Source organism: Enterobacter sp. CCUG 70166 (assembly GCF_020224095.1).
Lineage (GTDB): Bacteria > Pseudomonadota > Gammaproteobacteria > Enterobacterales > Enterobacteriaceae > Enterobacter > Enterobacter intestinihominis.
On the sequence record NZ_NRIQ01000014.1, the window covers coordinates 29,034 to 46,377 of the forward strand.

A 17,344-nucleotide genomic window follows, 5' to 3' on the forward strand; every position below is an offset into this window, starting at 1 on the left:
TGTAGGCCGGGTAAGGCGCAACCGCCACCCGGCAAAAGGCTACTTTATTATCGGTGAGTTTCGGCGCTTGCGCGGATGATGGAAATGGCGCCAGTGCGGATCCTGCGCCGCCGCCAGCAGCTCGTGGTCGCCACGCGTGTCGCCCCAGGCGCGCAGGTGATATGCGTTCAGATCGCCATACACCTTTTCCAGCCTCGCCACTTTCTGCGCGCAGCGGCAGTTGTTGCCGGTGATCCGCCCGGTCAGCTTGCCGTCTTTCACTTCCAGTTGCGTGCCAATCAGCTTAATGCCGAGCTTATCGGCCCACGGCTGCAATACCAGCGCCGGGGAGGCGGAGCAAATCGTCACTTCCGCACCGGAATTAACTTCGTTGGCGACAGCCATGACCCCTTCCGGGCGCATCAGCTTGTTCCAGTATTTTTCACAGAAGGCCTCTGCCTGCTGACGTAACCAGTGCTCATCCACCCCCGTCAGGAAGGTTTTGATCAACACCTCTTTCAGCTCATCACGCGTCAGCTTGCGACGCACGCAGTGCAGCGTGGGCAGGGCCATGCGCACCAGGCGACCCGCAAAGTAGCGCTTGCCAAAGGCAAAGCGCAGGAACGGAATAAAACTGTCGTGGTGCGTCAACGTACCATCAAAGTCAAAGACAGAGAGCACGCTGGACTTCGCCACGGCTTCGTCGGCAATCATATTGGTCATAAATACGTCTTAGCTGAAATACACATTCTGTTCACTAGTTTACCTGCTTTACCTTCACAGTCCTTCTATCCGATCTCATTTTTTCTCGAACCTGTGGCCTGACGGGTCAAACTATGTCATCCACCACGCCACCGTCAACGCGCAGCGCCGCGCCGGAAGTCGCGGAGGCCTGCATGGAACAGACATACACCACCATATTCGCCACTTCTTCTACCGTTGCAGCGCGCTGAATAACCGAGCTGGGGCGATTCTCCATCACGAACGCTTTCGCCAGCTGCTCCAGCGATTTGCCGGTTCTCTCCATCTCGTCTTTCATCATCGCGGCAAAACCGTCCGACATTGTCGGGCCCGGCAGCACGCTGTTCACCGTGACGCCGCTGCCTGCCACGAACTTCGCCAGACCGCGCGCCAGCGAGAGCTGGGCGGTTTTTGTCACGCCATAGTGGATCATATCCGCAGGAATATTGCAGGCCGATTCTGACGAGATAAACACTACCCGACCCCAGCCTTTTTGTACCATACCGGGCAGCAGGGCACGGGAGAGGCGCACGCCGGACATCACGTTGGTTTGCCAGTAGCGTTCCCAGGTCTCGTCGTCGGTGGAATAAAAATCCTGCTGGCCATAGATCCCGGCGTTATTCACCAGAATATCGACGTGCGTGGCGACCCTGAGCAGTTCGTCAACGCCCTCCTGCGAGCTCAGGTCGGCGATGGCGGCACGGACCTGTACGCCAGGCACCACCTGCTGGAGCGCCTGAATGCCTTTGTTCACCGAGTCGACGCTGCGCCCGTTGACGATCACTTCCGCACCGCTCTCCGCCAGTCCGCGGGCGATGGCAAACCCAATACCGCCGGTGGACGCGGTCACCAGCGCTACTTTCCCCGTTAAATCGATTTTCATCGTTCACTCCTTGTCGTTTTATGGTTCAAAACTTAAAGCGTAGCAGTTGACGATGACGGCTCCTGTTTAAAAAGGCGCAACAGCGTCTCAACCTGCTCGTCCAGCGGGCTGAGGGAGCGTTTAACGATGAGGTGCAGCGGCGTGGCGCGTCGAACGCCGTGGCTGAGGGGCAGGATTTTGAGGATGCCCTGCTGGAGCGGGGTCTGAATGCGTTCTTCCGGTAACCAGCCATATCCAACCTGATACATCACTGCTTCGATCGCGGCATCGATGGTGGAGAATGTCCACGACTCCCCGGTGGGGCGAACGGTGGGCTGGCTGTCTGCGATCTGAATGCGCGGCCACGGTCGAAGCATCTCGTCGTTAAGCGGTGTATCCAGCGCAAACAGCGGGTGCGCGTGATGCGCGACGGCAACAAAATCGATATTCATCAGCCATTCGCCCAGGCCGGTAATGTCCTGGCGGCGGGTTAAGACCATCACGTCGGCCTCATCATTGAGCGCATCTGCGCGGCTGTTTTCCAGCACCTCGGTAAGCCGCACCTGCGTTTGCGGGTACAGCTGCTGAAACTGGCGCAAAATCGCGAACAGCCGGCTGCGCGGAAAAATACTGTCTACCATCAGGTCGATACGGGTTCGCATCCCGCTGCGCAGGGTCGCAGCGCGCGTTTCAACATAGGCGAAGGCTTTCAGCAGCGGTTTAACCTGGTTCAGCAACAGCTCACCCGCCGGGGTCAGCACGGCACGGCGTCCCTCTGTCATCAGGAGCGCTACGCCCAGCCGCTCCTGCAAAAGCGACAGGTTATAGCTGACCGAGGACTGGCTGCGATGGGTCTCTTCCGCCGCCTTAGCGAAGCTGCCAGCCTCGATGACTCTTTCCAGCAAGGCCCACTGTTCGAGCGTCGTCTTGTGCATGATTAATCTAAATTTTGGATGAATTTGATTCAAACATAGCGTTATTCATTCATTTTTTGAAGGGGTACGATCGTCTCATCAAAACAAAGGAGACATCTTATGAGCACCTTCGATAAACATGATTTAAGCGGCTTCGTCGGCAAACATCTGGTATATACCTACGACAATGGCTGGAACTACGAAATTTACGTTAAAAACGAGAACACGCTCGACTACCGTATTCACAGTGGTCTGGTGGGCAATCGTTGGGTGAAAGATCAGCAGGCCTACATTGTCCGCGTCGGGGAAAGCATCTATAAAATTTCCTGGACGGAGCCAACCGGTACCGACGTGAGCCTGATTGTGAACCTGGGCGACCGCCTGTTCCACGGCACCATCTTCTTCCCACGCTGGGTCATGAATAATCCGGAAAAAACCGTCTGCTTCCAGAACGATCACATTCCGCTGATGAACAGCTACCGTGATGCCGGGCCAGCGTATCCAACCGAAGTGATTGATGAATTTGCGACGATTACTTTTGTACGCGACTGCGGTGCGAATGACGATAGCGTTATTGCGTGTGCTGCCAGCGAGTTGCCAAAAAACTTTCCAGATAATTTAAAATAAGCTTAGCAACGCGTTAAATGCACAACGGCCATTTCGGTTTTAACCGGAATGGCCGTTTTTTATGCCGCAGAAATACCGGAGTAAGTCACCGATTCCGCCGTTAAGGTGAAAGGCGTAGGGGTACAGACCGCCAGACTCAGCGAGCCGAAGCGCAGCTGGCTGACCGGGAGCGACTGGGCGGTGCTGTCAATGCTGACAATCTGCCACGCGCTGCCGCCACGCTGTTTGACGATCGCCTCTTTGCGCGTCCAGATGCGCCAGAATGCGGAAAGCTGCTCTTCCGGTGCTTCACGCTCCAGCTCGTCATGCTCGGTGAGGCTGAAAACGGCATTCGCCAGCGCCTGCCAGTTCTCCCGCGGGCGGATCACTTCGATATCGCAGCCAACCTCGCCTTCATCGCTTATCAGCATGGCAATATCGTCCCCGCTGTGGCTCAGGTTAAACCACAGCGGATGGCCGTTAGCGAAGGCCGGTTTTCCCTGCTCGCCGTAGATTATCTCGGGAAGCGGTGAGGGGGATAAAGTTCTGGCGAGCAGCGTCCGGCCTGCAAGCCAGGAAGCGTATCGCGCACCCTGAGGTGCCATATCTGCGAGCGTTGACGCCAGGGGGTCCGCGCTAAGGGTGGAGATCTTTCCCAGTACAAACTGGTACATAGTTACGCCCAGCGTTTAATGATTATCGAGGTATTAATGCCGCCAAAGGCAAAGTTATTGCTCTGAATAAATTCGCAATCAATCGGGCGGGTTTCCCCCATAATATAATCTAAAGCGCCGCATTGCTCATCCGGTTGTCTTAAATTGAGCGTCGGCGTGAACCAGCCCTCCCGCATCATATGCAGACTCAGCAAGGCTTCCAGCGCGCCGCAGGCACCCAGGGTATGGCCGAAATAGCTCTTTAAGGATGAAATGGGCACGCTGTCGCCGAAAATAGCGGCGGTCGCCTGACTCTCGGCGATATCACCCCGATCGGTTGCCGTGCCGTGGGCAGAAATGTAGCCAATGTCCTGAGGGCTAAGGCCCGCCATCGCCAGCGACTGCTCCATACACACCTGCATGGTTTCACGCTGGGGCTGGGTGATGTGCGCCGCATCGCAGTTGGTGGCAAAGCCCACGATCTCACCATAGATTGTCGCCCCGCGTGCTCTGGCGTGATCCAGCGCTTCCAGCACCAGCGTGCCCGCCCCTTCGCCAATCACCAGGCCATCGCGCTGAACGTCAAACGGCGACGGCGTGGTTTTGGGCGCGTCGTTACGCTGGCTGGTGGCAAACAGGGTATCGAAAACCGCCGCTTCCGACGGGCACAGCTCTTCCGCGCCGCCTGCCACCATCACGGTCTGGTAGCCGTGACGAATCGCTTCCCAGGCGTAGCCAATCGCCTGGCTGCCAGAGGTACAGGCGCTTGAGGTGGGGATCACCCGTCCGCGCAGGCCAAAGAACAGTCCGGTATTCACCGCCGTGGTGTGCGGCATCATCTGCACGTAGGTGGTGCCGGTGATGTTGTGGGTGTGCTTTTCGGTGAGCATGGAGGCAAACTCGCTGACCGGTCCGGTGCTGCCCGTCGACGAGCCGTAGGCGATGCCGGTCTGACCGTTGGTCAGCACCGCGTCGTCGATCAGTCCCGCCTGCTCCAGCGCCAGCTCGGTGGCGCGGGTTGAGAGCAGCGACACGCGGCCCATGGCGCGAATGCGCTTACGGGTATAGTGAGCGGGGAGGGTGAAATCTTCAATCGGCGCGGCGAGCAGGGTTTGCAGGCCGTCATACGCCTGCCACTCCGTCATGGTACGTACCGCATTTTCATACTCGCGCAGACGGCGCGAGATGGTCGGCCAGTCCTCGCCGAATGCGGTGATGCCGCCCATACCCGTAATCACTACCCGGCGGGTCATAGCATGCCTCCGTTGATCGATATCACCTGTCGCGTCACATAGCCTGCTTTATCCGACATCAGGTAGCTCGCCAGCCCGGCCACTTCCTCGGCCTGGCCCATACGCTGCATCGGGATCATCGACATCGCCGCGTTCAGCGCGGCTTCATCCATCTCGATCATACCGGTATCAATCAGCCCCGGCGCGATGCAGTTGACGGTGATTTTGCGTTTTGCCAGCTCGGTGGCGAGCGCTTTGGTGGCGCCGATGATCCCGGCTTTCGCCGCGCTGTAGTTCACCTGCCCACGGTTGCCCATAATGCCTGACACCGACGACAGGGTGATGATCCGCCCGCCCTTGCGGGTGCCGATCATCGGTATAATGCAGGGATGAATGACGTTATAAAAACTGTCGAGATTGGTGTGGATCACGCTGTCCCAGTCATCGTCGCTGAGCGCCGGAAATGCGCCGTCGCGGGTAATACCGGCGTTACTGACCACGCCATACCACGCGCCGTGGTCAGCGATCGCCTGTTCCAGCACCGTACGGCACTGCTCGCGGTTGCCCACGTCAAAGGTGAGTAAACGGCCCGCGCCGCCTGCCTGGACAATCGCCTCCAGCGTCTCCTGCGCGCCCGCTTCATCACGATGGTAATGCACGCCGACGGTGAAACCGTCCGCCGCAAGCTGAAGGGCGATAGCGCGGCCAATGCCTTTGCTGGCGCCGGTGACCAGTACGGATCTCATGATGGTGTTCCCTGGTTAAAAAGTGTGGTTAATTCTTCCTCGCTCGGCTGGAAGGTGTTTACGCGGCCCGTGGCGAGGGAAATATTATCCGCATGAATGGTGCACTCGAAGCTGCCAAAGCGCTCATCCTGCATCAGACGTTCGATGGTGATGGTCAGCGTGCAGCCTGCGGCAAAATGCCCTGCGTCGCACACCAGCTCGCGCGCGCCCAGCACCATACCCAGCGCACAGTGCGGCAGCCCTTTTTGCATCCGGTGCCATTCAGACCAGACGCCCACGGTCTGAGCCATCAGCTCCAGCGCAAACCAGCCGGGCAGGTTGCCGCCTGCGTCCAGAAACGGCGCCAGAACGCCCCGTTCGTTCACCGTCACGCTGCAAACGGCGCGGTCATCGGTGACGCTTTCCACGCTCTCAAGCAGCATCATCGGCGTGTCGTGAGGAAGATAATCCCCGGGTGGTAAGTAGCGCATCATACTCTCCCCAGCAGAAGGCTGGCGTTGTTGCCGCCAAACGCGAAAGAGTTTGACAGGATCACTGGTTTATTCAGCGGTGCGCTCTGGTGCAGTAGGCCGAAGGCGGGCAGGGTGTCGTCCGGCGCGTAGCGGGAAAAATCCTGCGGCGGCAGCGGCAGGTCTCGGGTCAGGATCAACCAGCTCAGGGCGGCCTCGGTGATCCCCGCGGCGCCCAGCGTGTGGCCGGTAAGATGTTTCGTGGAGCTGCACGGCACGCGGTCGCCAAAGAGATCGTGGATCACCTGCGCCTCAATGCGATCGTTCAGCGGCGTGGCGGTGCCGTGCAGGTTGATATAACCGACGTCCGCCGCCGTCATGCCCGCCTCGTTCAGCGCCTGGGTGATGGCGCGGATCGCCCCTTCGCCCTGCGGATGTGGGGCGGAAATATGGTACGCATCGCTGGATTCCCCCGCGCCCAGGAGCGCAATCTCGCCCGGCTCGCGGGTCAGTACCATCAATGCTGCCGCTTCGCCAATGGTGATCCCCCGACGGTTGCGGCCAAACGGTTCGCACAGGGTCGGGGAGAAGGATTCCAGGCTGTTGAAGCCGTTGACCGGCATTCGGCTCAGGCTGTCGGCCCCGCCGACGATGGCGACGTCCACCAGACCGGCGTCGATCAGGCGACGGCCGCTGATGATCGCCCGTGCGCTGGAGGAGCAGGCGGTCGAGATGGTATACGCCGGGCCGTCCAGCGCAAGCCAGCTGGCGAGAAAGCGCGACGGATCGCCCAGCTCCTGCTGCGGATATTGCCACTGCGGGCTGCGCTCGCCGTTCTGCGCGCGGCGCACGTACTCATCACCCTCGTCCAGTCCGGAGGTGCTGGTGCCCAGCACCACCGCCACGCGGTCGCGCCCCACGCGCGCAATGGCCGCATCGACGGCGGGCCGGATTTGCGCCAGCGCCGCCAGCAGCAGCTGGTTGTTGCGACTTCGATGCGCAGAAAAAGACCCGGGAACAGGGGGAAGATCACCCTCCACCCCGCCCAGCACGGCCTCGGGTAAGCCCTGTAGCCAGCCCGCACGCTGGCGCATCCCGGGGGCCACGCCAGCGTTCAGGTTTGCCGCTATTTCATCAGCCGAGTTGCCGAGCGCGTTGACCATGCCAACGGCAGAAAGGTAAATCATCTCAGTCACCCAGATATTGAATGGTGATGTGGTAGTGAAAAGCGTGCTGCACAATGCTAATCGGTTCGCGCCTGCCGTTACGGTTCAGGTAGGCAATTTCCGTGACCAGCTTGCCATCGGGGTTGCGCAGTTCGCGTCTGGTGTCAGTATCGTTCAGCGTCCAGCCTTTCGGCAACTGCGGCTGCCAGGCGCTGAGCGGCCAGTGGCTGAGCATCACGTCGGCCAGCACCTGGCTGGCGGGCGGCAACTGCGGCATCACAACCGACTGCTCAGTGTGGATCCCGGTGTCGTCGTAGGTGGCGAGGAACAGGCGGATCCCGACGGAGGAGAGGCCGGCAAGCGTCACTTTATTTCCATCGGCGTTCAGCATCACCAGCAGCGACTGGGTCTGGCCTTTAAAACTGCCGGTAAGCAACTGCTGCGCGCGGATGGCAGGCGTGATGCCCGGCGGTGGCAGCGTGACGCGGGTGCCGGGCTGGAGCCAGGCCTGAGGGCGCGCGTCATCGCGGTTCGTCGTATGGCTACACCCCGCCAGCAACAGGGCCATCATCACTGCCGCCAGGCGAATGAAACGGGTCATGGTAAGTTCTCTTTGTTAGTCGGCATCGCCAGCGGGGCGAGCAGGAACGCGGTGAAGATACCGATCACCAGCACAATGCCAAAGCTGCTGATGGCCTGAGTGGTGCTGAACACCAGCATCCCCAGCGTCAGCAGGGTGGTCATCATGGCGAGGGTAATCGCCAGCATGGAGGTCAGCGGCGTGCCGCGCGGGTTGCTGAAAAACAGCGTGTAGTTGATGCCAATGCCGAGGACCAGCACCAGCGCCAGCAGGGAAAACAGGTTCACCGGATGGCCCGTCACGGCCAGCGCCGCCAGCCCGCCGCCCAGCGACAGCACGGACGGCACCAGCGCCACCAGCCCTTTTCGCCAGCCGAGGCGCACCACCGCGCCGCAGGCTATCACCGCCAGCGCCACGCCCAGCAGCCCCGTCAGCAGCGCGCGGTAGAGTGCAAACAGGCTGTCGAAGCTGGCCTTACGGTCAACCCAGACGACTCCGGGATGGCGGGCGGCCAGCTCACCGAGCGCAGCGCTGTTTCTGACGCCATCGACCGGGACCAGCACACCGCTTTTGCCGTCCGGCAGCGTCAGCCACAGCAAACGCCAGCCCTCGCTGGCCGGGCTGGCGAGCCACGCCTCCACGCTGACAGGCATGGCGTTCAGATTCGGGGCGACGGCATTCAGCCCCGTGCTTTGCAGCATTTTCGTCACCGTCGGCGCGGCGTTACGCAGAAGTTGCAGATCGCTGTTCTGCCGCGCCAGCGAGTTCAGCGGCAGGGTGCGCCAGCGGGTTAATTCTCCGGCTTTTTGCGCCTGCGCCAGCGCTGGGATAAACGCCTCCAGCCGCTCCAGCGTTTCCTGAGCCGACGCGCCATACACCACGAACCACTTCTGATCGACATTTTGCCCGGTCAGGGCGGTGATGGTTTTTTCCTGCGCCAGAATGTCCTGCGGCAGCGCCTGAAGCCGGGCGATATCGTCATCCACCCGCAGGCTGGCGATCCCGATGGCGGAGAGCAGCGCCAGTGCTACCGGCAGCCCGACGGAGAGGGCTTTGCTGTCGCGCCAGGCGTTCAGCCAGCGCTGCATCATCCCTCTCAGGGGGATCGGGCGAACCGGCATGCCACGGCACAACCACGGGTGCCAGAAAATTACCGTCAGGCACGAGGCGCTCAGCCCTGCGGCGGCGAACACCGCCATCTGACGAATGCCGGGGAAGGGGGCCAGCATCATGAAGAGATACGCCACGACGGTAGTCAGCAGCGCCAGCAGCAGCGCGTTACGCACTTTTGCCAGACTTTGCCAGGGCGAGTGTTCCGCGCCGTGCACCATCCGCTCCGTGAGGTAGTAAATCGTATAGTCCGCCGAGATGCCGATGATGCTCATGCTCATCACCAGCGTCATCAGGTGCAGCTCACCGAACAGCAGGAGCGTCACGACCGTCCCCGCCAGTGCGCCGATGGCAATGGAGAGCAGGCTCAGCAGCAGCGGACGCACGGAGCGAAACACCGACACAATCAGCAGGATCACCCCGAGCACCGTGGCGACGCCGAGCGTGGAAATATCTTTTTTAGCCTGCTGGCTGGCGTAATCGCTGTAGAACACCGTCCCGCGCGAGAGCAGCTGCGCCTGTGGATACTGGCTTTTCAGCGTCTGCTGCAACGCGTTGAGGGTGGTCACCAGCTGGTGGGTTTGCTGCATGTCAAACGACGAGCCTGCCAGCTCGCCGTGCAGCAGATACCAGTAGTTCCCGGCCGCATCTTTTGTCACCAGCCAGCCGTCCATCAGCTGCATCTTCTGGCTGTTCTTCGCCAGCGCGAGCTGCGCGCCGCGCATCAGCATCAGCGGATCGTTTTGCAGCTCCTTGCCGCTCACGCCGGAAAAGGCGGAGTAGAGCTGGGACAGGATCCACTGAGCCTGCGTTTCACCGCCGTTTTGCAGGCGGGCGCGGGTGGCCGGATCGACCAGGCCATTGCGGTGCTGCCAGAAGAAATCTCCCCAGGCCTGTTGCCCGGCGGCATCCAGCGGACCTTTTACGACACTCAGCGCCTGGCTGCGTTGCAGCAGGGTTAACCACTGCTGCGCCACGCGCGGGTCCGGCTGTTTACCAGGGCTGACCAGCCAGATGAGCTGGCGGTCGAGGCGCTGCATAAATCCGTCGTTGAGGGCGGGAGGGATCGCGCCGAGCGTCTGTTTCGGCAGCATGGCGAGCACGCTGCTGTTCAGCCGCGCGCCGGGCAGCAGCGACAGCAGCACGCCCAGCAGGATCAGGCATACCGCGGCCCACAGCAGCGCCGGGCGCAGAGCGTTACGGTGCGGCAAAGCGCTGGCGTTCTGCATCGGTCAGGCGGGCGGGCGTCAGTTGGTGGCGGGAGAGGGCGATATCCGTCGTGTCGCCCTGCTTATCGTTCAGGCGAATGGATTCCAGATAGATCGCGCCCTGCAAATCAAGGGTGGCGAAAATCTTGTCCAGCGGTGTGGTGACAGGCGTCAGCACCAGCGACCAGCGGCCTTCGCCCAGGTCTTTGAAATCGATGCGGAAGTTCTCTTCCAGCACCTTGCGGTCGGCCTGGAACAGCGCCCGCAGCAGATGGTTGAACTGGAACATCTGCGGGTTAGTGTCGGCGGTAATGGTCTGCGGCGGCTGACCGTTGACGATTTGCACCATCCGTTTGTCATCCAGCAGCAGCGTCATCGGGAACGGCGCTTTTTGATCCCACAGCAGGCCATTGTCACGGGCGATCAGCATCTCCCCCTGCGAGCGCAGGGGCTGAGGCATGTCCTTGATCGTGCGGGTCTGTTCGAAGTGCGCGCGCACCACCGGTTGCTCCGCAAACCGCTGTTGCAGTTCATCCAGCGTGACCGCGTTCACCAGCGGGCTTACCAGCAGCGCGAGTAGCGTTATCCACTTCATGGCGCGATCCCCATGCGTTCGAACAGAATGGCCGGGCTGACAAAGCACATCTCCCGGCTTGCTTCTTCCACCGCCACCTGAATGGTGTAGCCGGTGGTGGTGCGTTTCCCGGTTTGCGCGTCGAAGATTTGATAGGCGATGCGCAGACGGTTTTCAACCTCTTCAATGCGGGCGCGGACGCGAATGCGCTGCTCGAAGGTCACCGCGTCGCGGTATTTCACACGGGTATCCACCACCGGCCAGACGTAGCCGGACGCTTTCATCTGGCGATAGCCGTAATCAAACTGGTTGAGCAGCGCTTCGCGGGCAATCTCAAAATAGCGGAAATAGTTGCCGTGCCACACCACGCCCATCATATCGACGTCGTGGAACGGCACGGTGATTTCAACTTCAGCCGTAAAGCGGGGATCGGTCAGCACCCTTTACTCCTTCTCGTTGACCTCTGGCAGCTGCCAGAAATCGAAAAAATTAAACCAGTCGAGCGGCGACAAGAGCGCGTAATGCTCCAGCCGCTGCGCATAGCGATCGACGGTCTGCTGTAGCGCCTGCTGGCGTTCGCCGCGCGGCAGCAGCAGCGGGTCGGCAAACGGCTCGCAGTGCAGGGTCAGCTTTCCCTGCTGGCAGAGGGCAAAAATCAGCACCACCGGGCAGCGCAATAGGGACGCCAGAATAAACGGTCCCTGCGGGAACGGCGCGGGTTGGCCCATAAATTCGCTCCATATCACCCGCCAGCTGCCGCCGCGCTGCGGGGTGACGGCGATGCGATCGCCCACGATCGCCACCCACTCGCCGCGATCCAGCTTCTCTTTAATGAGGATGGCGGTCTCCGGGCCAATGTCGGTGACCGGCATCAGGTGAATGCCCGCCTGCGGCGCCATCTCCTCCATCACCTGTTTAAAACGCTGAGCATTGTCGCTAAAGACCAGCGCGTTGATGGTTTTCGCCCCTTCGCGCTGGGCCAGCGCCCGGCAGGCTTCCACATCGCCAAGATGCGACGCGAGCAGCAGTTTGCCCTGAGGATCGTCAAGACCCAGCGCCTCCTGCGCGCCTGGCGCAAAGACCAGATCGCGATGAAGCTTCATTTCGCCGCGCCAGCTGGCCACTTTGTTCAGCATGGCATGACCGAAGCGCAGGAAGTGGGAAAAACTGTTAAGCCGTACGGGTTGCGGCATTTGCCGCTGTGCCATCACCGTTTTAACCCGCGTCAGCCACTGCTGCGACGCCTGACGCGCAGCGCGGGCGGTCAGCCAGTAGACGGCCGTAACCGGCCACAGCAGGATGGTAAACGCCTTTCGCCCCAGCAACTGCCAGACGCGCAGCATCAGGCGCATGCCCCATAATCCTTTCACCTCCTGCTGCTGCGCCCAGTGCTGCGAGCGGCGACGCATCAGCAGGGAAGGAATGCGCGGCAGCATGCCGAGAAACAGACGGGTATGCATCAACGAGATGCGCACGTTGTCTTTCAGGGCATCGAAATGGGATACCCCGTCCGGCGGATAGGTCACGCGGGTGGGCAGAAAATAGCTCGTGTTGCCCTGCCAGTAGAGGCGCACCATCACTTCAGTATCAAAATCCATCCGCCTGCCGAGCGGCGTGCCCGCCGCCAGGCGCATTACCGGCGCTATCGGGTAAACGCGAAACCCGCACATGCTGTCTTTCAGTTGCAGGGAGAGGGTTTCAATCCAGACCCAGACGTGCGTTATCCAGCGCCCGTACAGGCGCGAACGGGGGATCGAGTCATCATAAACGGGCTGACCGGAAATGAGCGCATCGGGATGGCGTTCGGCCAGCGCCAGCAGTTTGGGGATGTCTTCAATAGCGTGCTGGCCGTCAGCGTCCACCTGAACGGCGTGGGTGAAGCCGCGATCGGCACAGGCTTTCAGCCCCTGCATCACTGCCGCGCCTTTGCCGCTGTTTTCGGCGAGGCGCAGCAGCTTGACCTGCGGACGATCCGCCGCCAGCGCTTCAAGCGTGCGGCGCGTGGTTTCATCGCTGCCGTCGTCCACCACCAGACAGGGCAGATCGAAAGGCGCCAGGCGCGCCAGCACCGAAGCCATCATCGCCCCGTGGTTGTAGCACGGGATCAGGACGCAGGGACGGAAGGTTACTGACATAAGCGAATCTTCCCGCTGCTGGCGGTGTGACGCTCGTTACCCGCATGGCGCTGGTAGCTAAAGGTCAGCATCTGGCGTTCGGGCTGCCAGGCAAGGAGCAGCGTGACCGTGTTCTCCGGTAACAGCGGGGCGGCGAACTTTACGTTCTGAATACTGTGAAAACGGTAGCCCGGCGCCAGCGCGGCGGCGTAATGCATCACCCGGTCGAGCTGGGCTACGCCCGGCAGCAGCGGCTGTACGGCGAAATGTCCCTTAAACCAGAGCAGGTCAGGATCAAGATAAAGGGTTATCTCCAGATACCCGGGGCCAGGCTCGCGGCGTTCGATTTCAGGGATTTTCATGAAACAACTCCTGTAGCTGCGCAGTTACGCGCTTGTTCATGCTGTTGACCGGAATTTCATCAACGATCCGCCAGTAGCGCGGCACGGCAACCGGTTCAAGCCAGGGGCGAAGGGCGCGACGCCAGGCGAGCTCCTGCGCTTTTTTGCTCTGTTCGTGTTGCTGACGCACCGCTTTATTCAGCACCAGCAATACGCCAATACCCTGACGCCCGCCGCGCGTCACCGTCAGCGCGGCGGCTTCGCGGATGCCGTCCAGCGCCAGCAGGCGGCGCTCAATGTCATCGAGCGAAATGCGCTTATCTTCAATTTTGACCACCCGACCGCGGCGCCCGACGAGGCTGAACTGCCCGTCAGCCGTGAAGTGCAGGATATCATCCAGCAGGACCCCCTCCGCCTCGGGGATCAGCGGCGACGTCACGCGATCGCCGTGAAACGTCACGCCGGGGAAAGGCTGCCAGCGGATGCTTTCCTCCTGACGGTAGCGCCAGGCCATAACCCCCGTTTCTGTGCTGCCGTATATTTCATCCGGCCAGACGTTGAGCCAGGCCTGAACCGCGGCGACCTCCTGCCAGGGCAGCGCGCCGCCAGCGGAGAAGAGTAGGTTGACGGGGGGCGGCGTCAGTGACGCGTCCAGCCGCTTGAGAAACGCCGGACTGCTGATGAAAAGATAGCGTTTATCGTCGGGAAGGGCAGAGAGCTGCTCGGCATAGTTGAGCAGGCTGGCGTGCAGCGGCAGGCCGAGCGCCATGGGTAAGACGACACGAAACGTCAGGCCATACAGGTGGTGCAGCACCACGGAAGCGACGACGTGACAGCCTGCCAGACGATCGCCAAAATGTTCCGCCAGCAGACGAGCCTCACGATCCAGGCTGACCACCGGCTTACTCACCCGCTGCGGCGTGCCGGTCGAGCCGGAGGTGTAAAGCTCGATCGTGCGCATCTCATCGATGGCAGGCAGCGGTGAAAAGGGATGGCCTGCCCGCTGAGCGGAAGCCACCCGCAGCTGTCGCCCCTGAAAATCGAGCGTGGTGTCGCTCAGGACGCCGCTGAACAGCGCCCGCAGTTCGTTAAGCTGCGCCGCCCGGTTGTGCCCAGGGAGGACCGGCGTTTTACCCGCATGCAGCGTCGCCAGCAGCGCGACAATAAACAGATAGCCGTTTTCGATGCACAGCGCCCAGCGCTCGCCTTCTTCATCACGCAGCGTGTCGACCAACTGAGTGACGTCGTGGCGCAGATCGCCAAGCGTCCAGAGATGGTTGTCCTGCCAGGCGACAGGGGTGTCGTCAGGGCGGGGCGCACTGAGCCACTGGCTAAGCGGGAGAGGGTTAAGCATCGTTTTTCATCACCCGTTGTCGCACCAGCCACTCGCCGGCCATCAGCGTGCCCATCAGGATATAGGCAATCATCCCGTTCCACAGCGTCCACAGACGGATATCGGCGTGTAATACGGTAAACAGCGCGATCGCCCCGTTAATAATAAAAAAGCCGCACCAGACCTGGGTAACCCGGCGCGTGTAACGTACCCCGACAGGGGAGAGATCAGGTTCACGCAGGCGCGCCAGCCGTTCAACGACAGGCATTGCCGTCCACAGCGAACCACCAAACACCACCAGCATCACCAGATTCACCACCACCGGATAAAACAGCACCCACTGGTGCGCGTGCAGGACGTAGCTCGCCGCGCAAAGCGCTATGCCAGCCAGCGCCACGCTCACGAAAAGATAACGCAGGGGACCGCCCTGCCGACGGGCCTGGCAGACGCGTAACAGCAGCACCAGCGCCATCACGGGCAGTATCCCGTGCAGGCTATTATTCGCCAGCCCGAAGCCGATCAAAAACGGCCATGCCAGCAGCATCAGCCCCGTCAGGGCGGGAAGAACTGGAATCGAACGCACGTTACGCGTCGCGCTGAAGCTGTTCCACAACGTCCACGACGTCCTGCACCGTGCGCACCGCTTTGAAGGTTTCGGGCTTGATTTTATGGCCCGTTTTCTTTTGCAGGTGCACTACCATATCGACGGCATCAATGCTGTCGAGATCCAGATCCTCGTAAAGCCGTGCCTCAGGGGTAATATCCTCCGGGGCGATTTCAAACAGCGTAATAAGAAGCGCAGAGACTTCCTGATAAATCGTTTGTTGTTCTGTCATAGCGGTCATTCTCAGGCGCGTTGTTGATGAATAAAAGCCGCGAGCGTGGCAACGGAATAGAAGTGCTGACGCATCTCGTCACTTTCGGCAGAAAGCACTACGCCGTACTGATTTTTTACCGCCAGCCCCAGCTCAAGGGCGTCGATTGAGTCCAGACCGAGGCCGTCGCCAAAGAGCGCGGCGTCTGTATCAATATCCTCTGGGGTAAGTTCTTCCAGATTCAGCGTAGAGATAATGAGATTCTTAATTTCAAGATAGAGCGCTTGCATCTTTCGTTCCTGACAAAGATTGAAGACCGGTTGTTAACTGATGCTGCATATGCCGGTTTAACTGCCTTGCTGCCAGCGCGGGTTCGTGCTGACTCGCATCATAAAAATCATGAATGTTGATGCGTTCGCGAACATCCACGGTGAAAACAGGTTTGTTGGGGGGCACGTTATACCAGTTGCTCTGTTTATCCAGCATCCGTTCGCTACAGTGGATCACCACCACGCGCACGGCGCTGTTGCAGCGAACGGCGATATTCGCCGCCCCACGCTGCAGGGTAATGGCTTCCCCCACCCGGGTGCGGGTGCCTTCGGGGAAGATAAGCAGGGTGTCGCCCTGGGCCAGACGCTGCTGGCTTGCGGCAAGCAGCGTGTCGGCTTCGCTGTTAATCAGATAGTCCGCCGCGCGGATCACGCCGCTGACGAACGGGTTACGCAGCAACGCGCTTTTCACCAGACAGTCGGTTTCGTTCATCACCGACGCCAGCAGAACGTAGTCCAGCAGCGAGGGATGGTTCGCAATCACCAGACAGCCCCGCTCGGCGCGCAAAACGTCCAGGTTGTTGAAACGGTAATCCAGTACCCCTACACCGCGTACCACCGCGAGGAACAGGCGGAAACTGGCAGAAATAGTGCGGCGTGCCAGGCGGCGACGTTGGGTGCGGTCACGCTGGAAAATCAGCAGCAGGTTAAACCACACCAGCGACAGCGTCAGCCCGCCGAGGCCGAACAGGGCGAAGCACAATCCGGTCATCAGCATGCGCCATACCCGATCGAGGCGGGAACGTAACCCTCTCATTGGCGCGTCCATTGCCACAGCAGGCGCTCGCCCGGCAGGGTAAACTGGCGCTCGTCCCGCAGGTAATGGCGCAGGAACTGCAGGCTTTGCGGCAGCGCGGGCTCTTCAGGCCTGCGGTTGGCGTGCGTTTCACAGCTGAGCGTATTTCCGGCCTCAATTACCAGCGCCAGCGCGTAGGGCCAGACGGGCATCTGCGGCGGCAGCCCGGCGTGATAAAACTCCGGCAGCAGACCGTCGAAATCTACCAGCAACACGCGTGAGTAGCCCGCATGTAGCAGACTCAGCACCTCGCATAAGCTCTGCTGGAAGGTATCCATACCGGCGGAAACCGACGAAGAGACAACAGGCTGACGCGCGGCGATAGTGAGATTGCCGACCGCCGAGTTGTGTACCGACATGGCAAAATCGGTGGGGGAAACGGGCTGATCTGCCGCCAGGGCCTGGAGAATACGAAAATTGCGTTCCAGCTCCCCGTGACGGCTGCTGTAGACGACGGCGTCGATGCGGTGTTTGCGCAGCATCATCAGGCCAAGATCGACGGCCAGCTTGCTGCCTGAATTCAGGCGGCGGGCGGTCATCATCGGCAGATCGGTCAGTTTCGCCAGCGGTGCATCAGGATCGATGGCGTCAGACCGGCGTGACCATGCCTGCCATTCGTCGGCATCGCTGAGTCCTGGCGCTCTTGCCTGCCAGTCGATAAGGGTAAGTGTAAATTTCATCTACGCGCGTCCGCGATAAACCTGTTTCTGTGACTTTTTCTTCGCCAGCGCGATTTGCTGCGCACATCGTACAATGTTGTCGTCGCGCTGGCGAATAAACGTCACTTTTAACCCTT

Annotated in this window: 21 protein-coding genes; 1 reads left to right on the forward strand and 20 read right to left on the reverse strand. The window is 60.7% G+C overall.

What is annotated here, in order from left to right:
- Nucleotides 1-39: 39 nt before the first annotated feature.
- The 3 genes from CKK19_RS06955 to CKK19_RS06965 form a co-directional block, all read right to left on the reverse strand.
- Nucleotides 40-702, reverse strand: a complete 663-nt coding sequence (locus CKK19_RS06955) for an HAD family hydrolase (protein ID WP_063201337.1) — start codon at nt 700-702, stop codon at nt 40-42.
- Between the two features lie 106 nt (nt 703-808).
- Nucleotides 809-1,603 (reverse strand): SDR family NAD(P)-dependent oxidoreductase, encoded by a 795-nt coding sequence (locus CKK19_RS06960; protein WP_022649696.1) that lies wholly within the window; start codon nt 1,601-1,603, stop codon nt 809-811.
- Between the two features lie 32 nt (nt 1,604-1,635).
- Nucleotides 1,636-2,517, reverse strand: a complete 882-nt coding sequence (locus CKK19_RS06965) for a LysR family transcriptional regulator (RefSeq protein ID WP_023298821.1) — start codon at nt 2,515-2,517, stop codon at nt 1,636-1,638.
- Between the two features lie 99 nt (nt 2,518-2,616).
- On the opposite strand from CKK19_RS06965, the gene CKK19_RS06970 reads away from it, so the two are divergent.
- A complete protein-coding gene (locus CKK19_RS06970; protein WP_022649694.1) occupies nt 2,617-3,123 on the forward strand; it encodes a phenolic acid decarboxylase in 507 nt (168 codons plus the stop codon).
- A 59-nt stretch (nt 3,124-3,182) separates the two neighbouring features.
- Here CKK19_RS06970 and acpT read toward each other — a convergent pair whose 3' ends face one another.
- The 17 genes from acpT to CKK19_RS07055 are packed head-to-tail and all read right to left on the reverse strand — an operon-like array spanning nt 3,183 to nt 17,228.
- The gene (gene acpT / locus CKK19_RS06975; RefSeq protein WP_022649693.1) at nt 3,183-3,776 is read right to left on the reverse strand and encodes a 4'-phosphopantetheinyl transferase AcpT; all 594 of its coding nucleotides are present in this window, start codon (nt 3,774-3,776) and stop codon (nt 3,183-3,185) included.
- Nucleotides 3,777-3,778: 2 nt separating this feature from the next.
- Nucleotides 3,779-5,008: a beta-ketoacyl-ACP synthase gene (locus CKK19_RS06980; protein WP_023298820.1), complete on the reverse strand. Its 1,230-nt coding sequence runs from the start codon at nt 5,006-5,008 to the stop codon at nt 3,779-3,781.
- Nucleotides 5,005-5,736, reverse strand: a complete 732-nt coding sequence (locus tag CKK19_RS06985) for a 3-ketoacyl-ACP reductase FabG2 (protein ID WP_063853840.1) — start codon at nt 5,734-5,736, stop codon at nt 5,005-5,007. Before CKK19_RS06985 ends, CKK19_RS06980 begins: the two co-directional genes overlap by 4 nt.
- Complete coding sequence (locus CKK19_RS06990; RefSeq protein WP_045308798.1) at nt 5,730-6,203, reverse strand: 3-hydroxy-fatty acyl-ACP dehydratase; 474 nt, start codon at nt 6,201-6,203, stop codon at nt 5,730-5,732. Before CKK19_RS06990 ends, CKK19_RS06985 begins: the two co-directional genes overlap by 7 nt.
- On the reverse strand, nt 6,203-7,369 hold the full coding sequence (locus CKK19_RS06995; RefSeq protein ID WP_046620697.1) for a beta-ketoacyl-[acyl-carrier-protein] synthase family protein: 1,167 nt from the start codon (nt 7,367-7,369) through the stop codon (nt 6,203-6,205). Before CKK19_RS06995 ends, CKK19_RS06990 begins: the two co-directional genes overlap by 1 nt.
- Nucleotide 7,370: 1 nt before the next feature.
- Complete coding sequence (locus CKK19_RS07000) at nt 7,371-7,949, reverse strand: DUF3261 domain-containing protein (RefSeq protein WP_022651978.1); 579 nt, start codon at nt 7,947-7,949, stop codon at nt 7,371-7,373.
- Complete coding sequence (locus tag CKK19_RS07005) at nt 7,946-10,267, reverse strand: MMPL family transporter (protein ID WP_063853839.1); 2,322 nt, start codon at nt 10,265-10,267, stop codon at nt 7,946-7,948. Before CKK19_RS07005 ends, CKK19_RS07000 begins: the two co-directional genes overlap by 4 nt.
- Complete coding sequence (locus tag CKK19_RS07010) at nt 10,236-10,841, reverse strand: outer membrane lipoprotein carrier protein LolA (RefSeq protein WP_063150766.1); 606 nt, start codon at nt 10,839-10,841, stop codon at nt 10,236-10,238. The genes CKK19_RS07005 and CKK19_RS07010 overlap by 32 nt, the downstream gene beginning before the upstream one ends.
- A complete protein-coding gene (locus CKK19_RS07015) occupies nt 10,838-11,260 on the reverse strand; it encodes an acyl-CoA thioesterase (protein ID WP_023298814.1) in 423 nt (140 codons plus the stop codon). The genes CKK19_RS07010 and CKK19_RS07015 overlap by 4 nt, the downstream gene beginning before the upstream one ends.
- Nucleotides 11,261-11,263: 3 nt before the next feature.
- Nucleotides 11,264-12,955, reverse strand: a complete 1,692-nt coding sequence (locus CKK19_RS07020) for a glycosyltransferase family 2 protein (protein ID WP_045308781.1) — start codon at nt 12,953-12,955, stop codon at nt 11,264-11,266.
- Complete coding sequence (locus tag CKK19_RS07025; protein WP_022649683.1) at nt 12,946-13,296, reverse strand: (3R)-hydroxymyristoyl-ACP dehydratase; 351 nt, start codon at nt 13,294-13,296, stop codon at nt 12,946-12,948. Before CKK19_RS07025 ends, CKK19_RS07020 begins: the two co-directional genes overlap by 10 nt.
- Complete coding sequence (locus CKK19_RS07030; protein ID WP_063853838.1) at nt 13,283-14,629, reverse strand: AMP-binding protein; 1,347 nt, start codon at nt 14,627-14,629, stop codon at nt 13,283-13,285. The genes CKK19_RS07025 and CKK19_RS07030 overlap by 14 nt, the downstream gene beginning before the upstream one ends.
- Entirely contained in the window at nt 14,622-15,221 is a 600-nt protein-coding gene (locus CKK19_RS07035; RefSeq protein WP_063853837.1) for a hypothetical protein, read from the reverse strand. Before CKK19_RS07035 ends, CKK19_RS07030 begins: the two co-directional genes overlap by 8 nt.
- On the reverse strand, nt 15,193-15,444 hold the full coding sequence (locus CKK19_RS07040; protein ID WP_003861262.1) for an acyl carrier protein: 252 nt from the start codon (nt 15,442-15,444) through the stop codon (nt 15,193-15,195). Before CKK19_RS07040 ends, CKK19_RS07035 begins: the two co-directional genes overlap by 29 nt.
- An 11-nt stretch (nt 15,445-15,455) precedes the next feature.
- On the reverse strand, nt 15,456-15,713 hold the full coding sequence (locus tag CKK19_RS07045) for a phosphopantetheine-binding protein (RefSeq protein WP_003861263.1): 258 nt from the start codon (nt 15,711-15,713) through the stop codon (nt 15,456-15,458).
- Nucleotides 15,694-16,509 (reverse strand): lysophospholipid acyltransferase family protein, encoded by an 816-nt coding sequence (locus tag CKK19_RS07050; RefSeq protein WP_058677289.1) that lies wholly within the window; start codon nt 16,507-16,509, stop codon nt 15,694-15,696. The genes CKK19_RS07045 and CKK19_RS07050 overlap by 20 nt, the downstream gene beginning before the upstream one ends.
- Nucleotides 16,506-17,228 (reverse strand): beta-ketoacyl synthase chain length factor, encoded by a 723-nt coding sequence (locus CKK19_RS07055; protein WP_023307137.1) that lies wholly within the window; start codon nt 17,226-17,228, stop codon nt 16,506-16,508. The genes CKK19_RS07050 and CKK19_RS07055 overlap by 4 nt, the downstream gene beginning before the upstream one ends.
- Nucleotides 17,229-17,344: the final 116 nt, after the last annotated feature.

Coding starts and splice junctions, on each gene's coding strand:
- CKK19_RS06955 (WP_063201337.1), bottom strand. CDS start 702: ATGACCAATATGATTGCCGACGAAGCCGTGGCGAAGTCCAGCGTGCTC.
- CKK19_RS06960 (WP_022649696.1), bottom strand. CDS start 1,603: ATGAAAATCGATTTAACGGGGAAAGTAGCGCTGGTGACCGCGTCCACC.
- CKK19_RS06965 (WP_023298821.1), bottom strand. CDS start 2,517: ATGCACAAGACGACGCTCGAACAGTGGGCCTTGCTGGAAAGAGTCATC.
- CKK19_RS06970 (WP_022649694.1), top strand. CDS start 2,617: ATGAGCACCTTCGATAAACATGATTTAAGCGGCTTCGTCGGCAAACAT.
- acpT (WP_022649693.1), bottom strand. CDS start 3,776: ATGTACCAGTTTGTACTGGGAAAGATCTCCACCCTTAGCGCGGACCCC.
- CKK19_RS06980 (WP_023298820.1), bottom strand. CDS start 5,008: ATGACCCGCCGGGTAGTGATTACGGGTATGGGCGGCATCACCGCATTC.
- CKK19_RS06990 (WP_045308798.1), bottom strand. CDS start 6,203: ATGCGCTACTTACCACCCGGGGATTATCTTCCTCACGACACGCCGATG.
- CKK19_RS06995 (WP_046620697.1), bottom strand. CDS start 7,369: ATGATTTACCTTTCTGCCGTTGGCATGGTCAACGCGCTCGGCAACTCG.
- CKK19_RS07000 (WP_022651978.1), bottom strand. CDS start 7,949: ATGACCCGTTTCATTCGCCTGGCGGCAGTGATGATGGCCCTGTTGCTG.
- CKK19_RS07005 (WP_063853839.1), bottom strand. CDS start 10,267: ATGCAGAACGCCAGCGCTTTGCCGCACCGTAACGCTCTGCGCCCGGCG.
- CKK19_RS07010 (WP_063150766.1), bottom strand. CDS start 10,841: ATGAAGTGGATAACGCTACTCGCGCTGCTGGTAAGCCCGCTGGTGAAC.
- CKK19_RS07020 (WP_045308781.1), bottom strand. CDS start 12,955: ATGTCAGTAACCTTCCGTCCCTGCGTCCTGATCCCGTGCTACAACCAC.
- CKK19_RS07025 (WP_022649683.1), bottom strand. CDS start 13,296: ATGAAAATCCCTGAAATCGAACGCCGCGAGCCTGGCCCCGGGTATCTG.
- CKK19_RS07030 (WP_063853838.1), bottom strand. CDS start 14,629: ATGCTTAACCCTCTCCCGCTTAGCCAGTGGCTCAGTGCGCCCCGCCCT.
- CKK19_RS07040 (WP_003861262.1), bottom strand. CDS start 15,444: ATGACAGAACAACAAACGATTTATCAGGAAGTCTCTGCGCTTCTTATT.
- CKK19_RS07045 (WP_003861263.1), bottom strand. CDS start 15,713: ATGCAAGCGCTCTATCTTGAAATTAAGAATCTCATTATCTCTACGCTG.
- CKK19_RS07050 (WP_058677289.1), bottom strand. CDS start 16,509: ATGAGAGGGTTACGTTCCCGCCTCGATCGGGTATGGCGCATGCTGATG.
- CKK19_RS07055 (WP_023307137.1), bottom strand. CDS start 17,228: ATGAAATTTACACTTACCCTTATCGACTGGCAGGCAAGAGCGCCAGGA.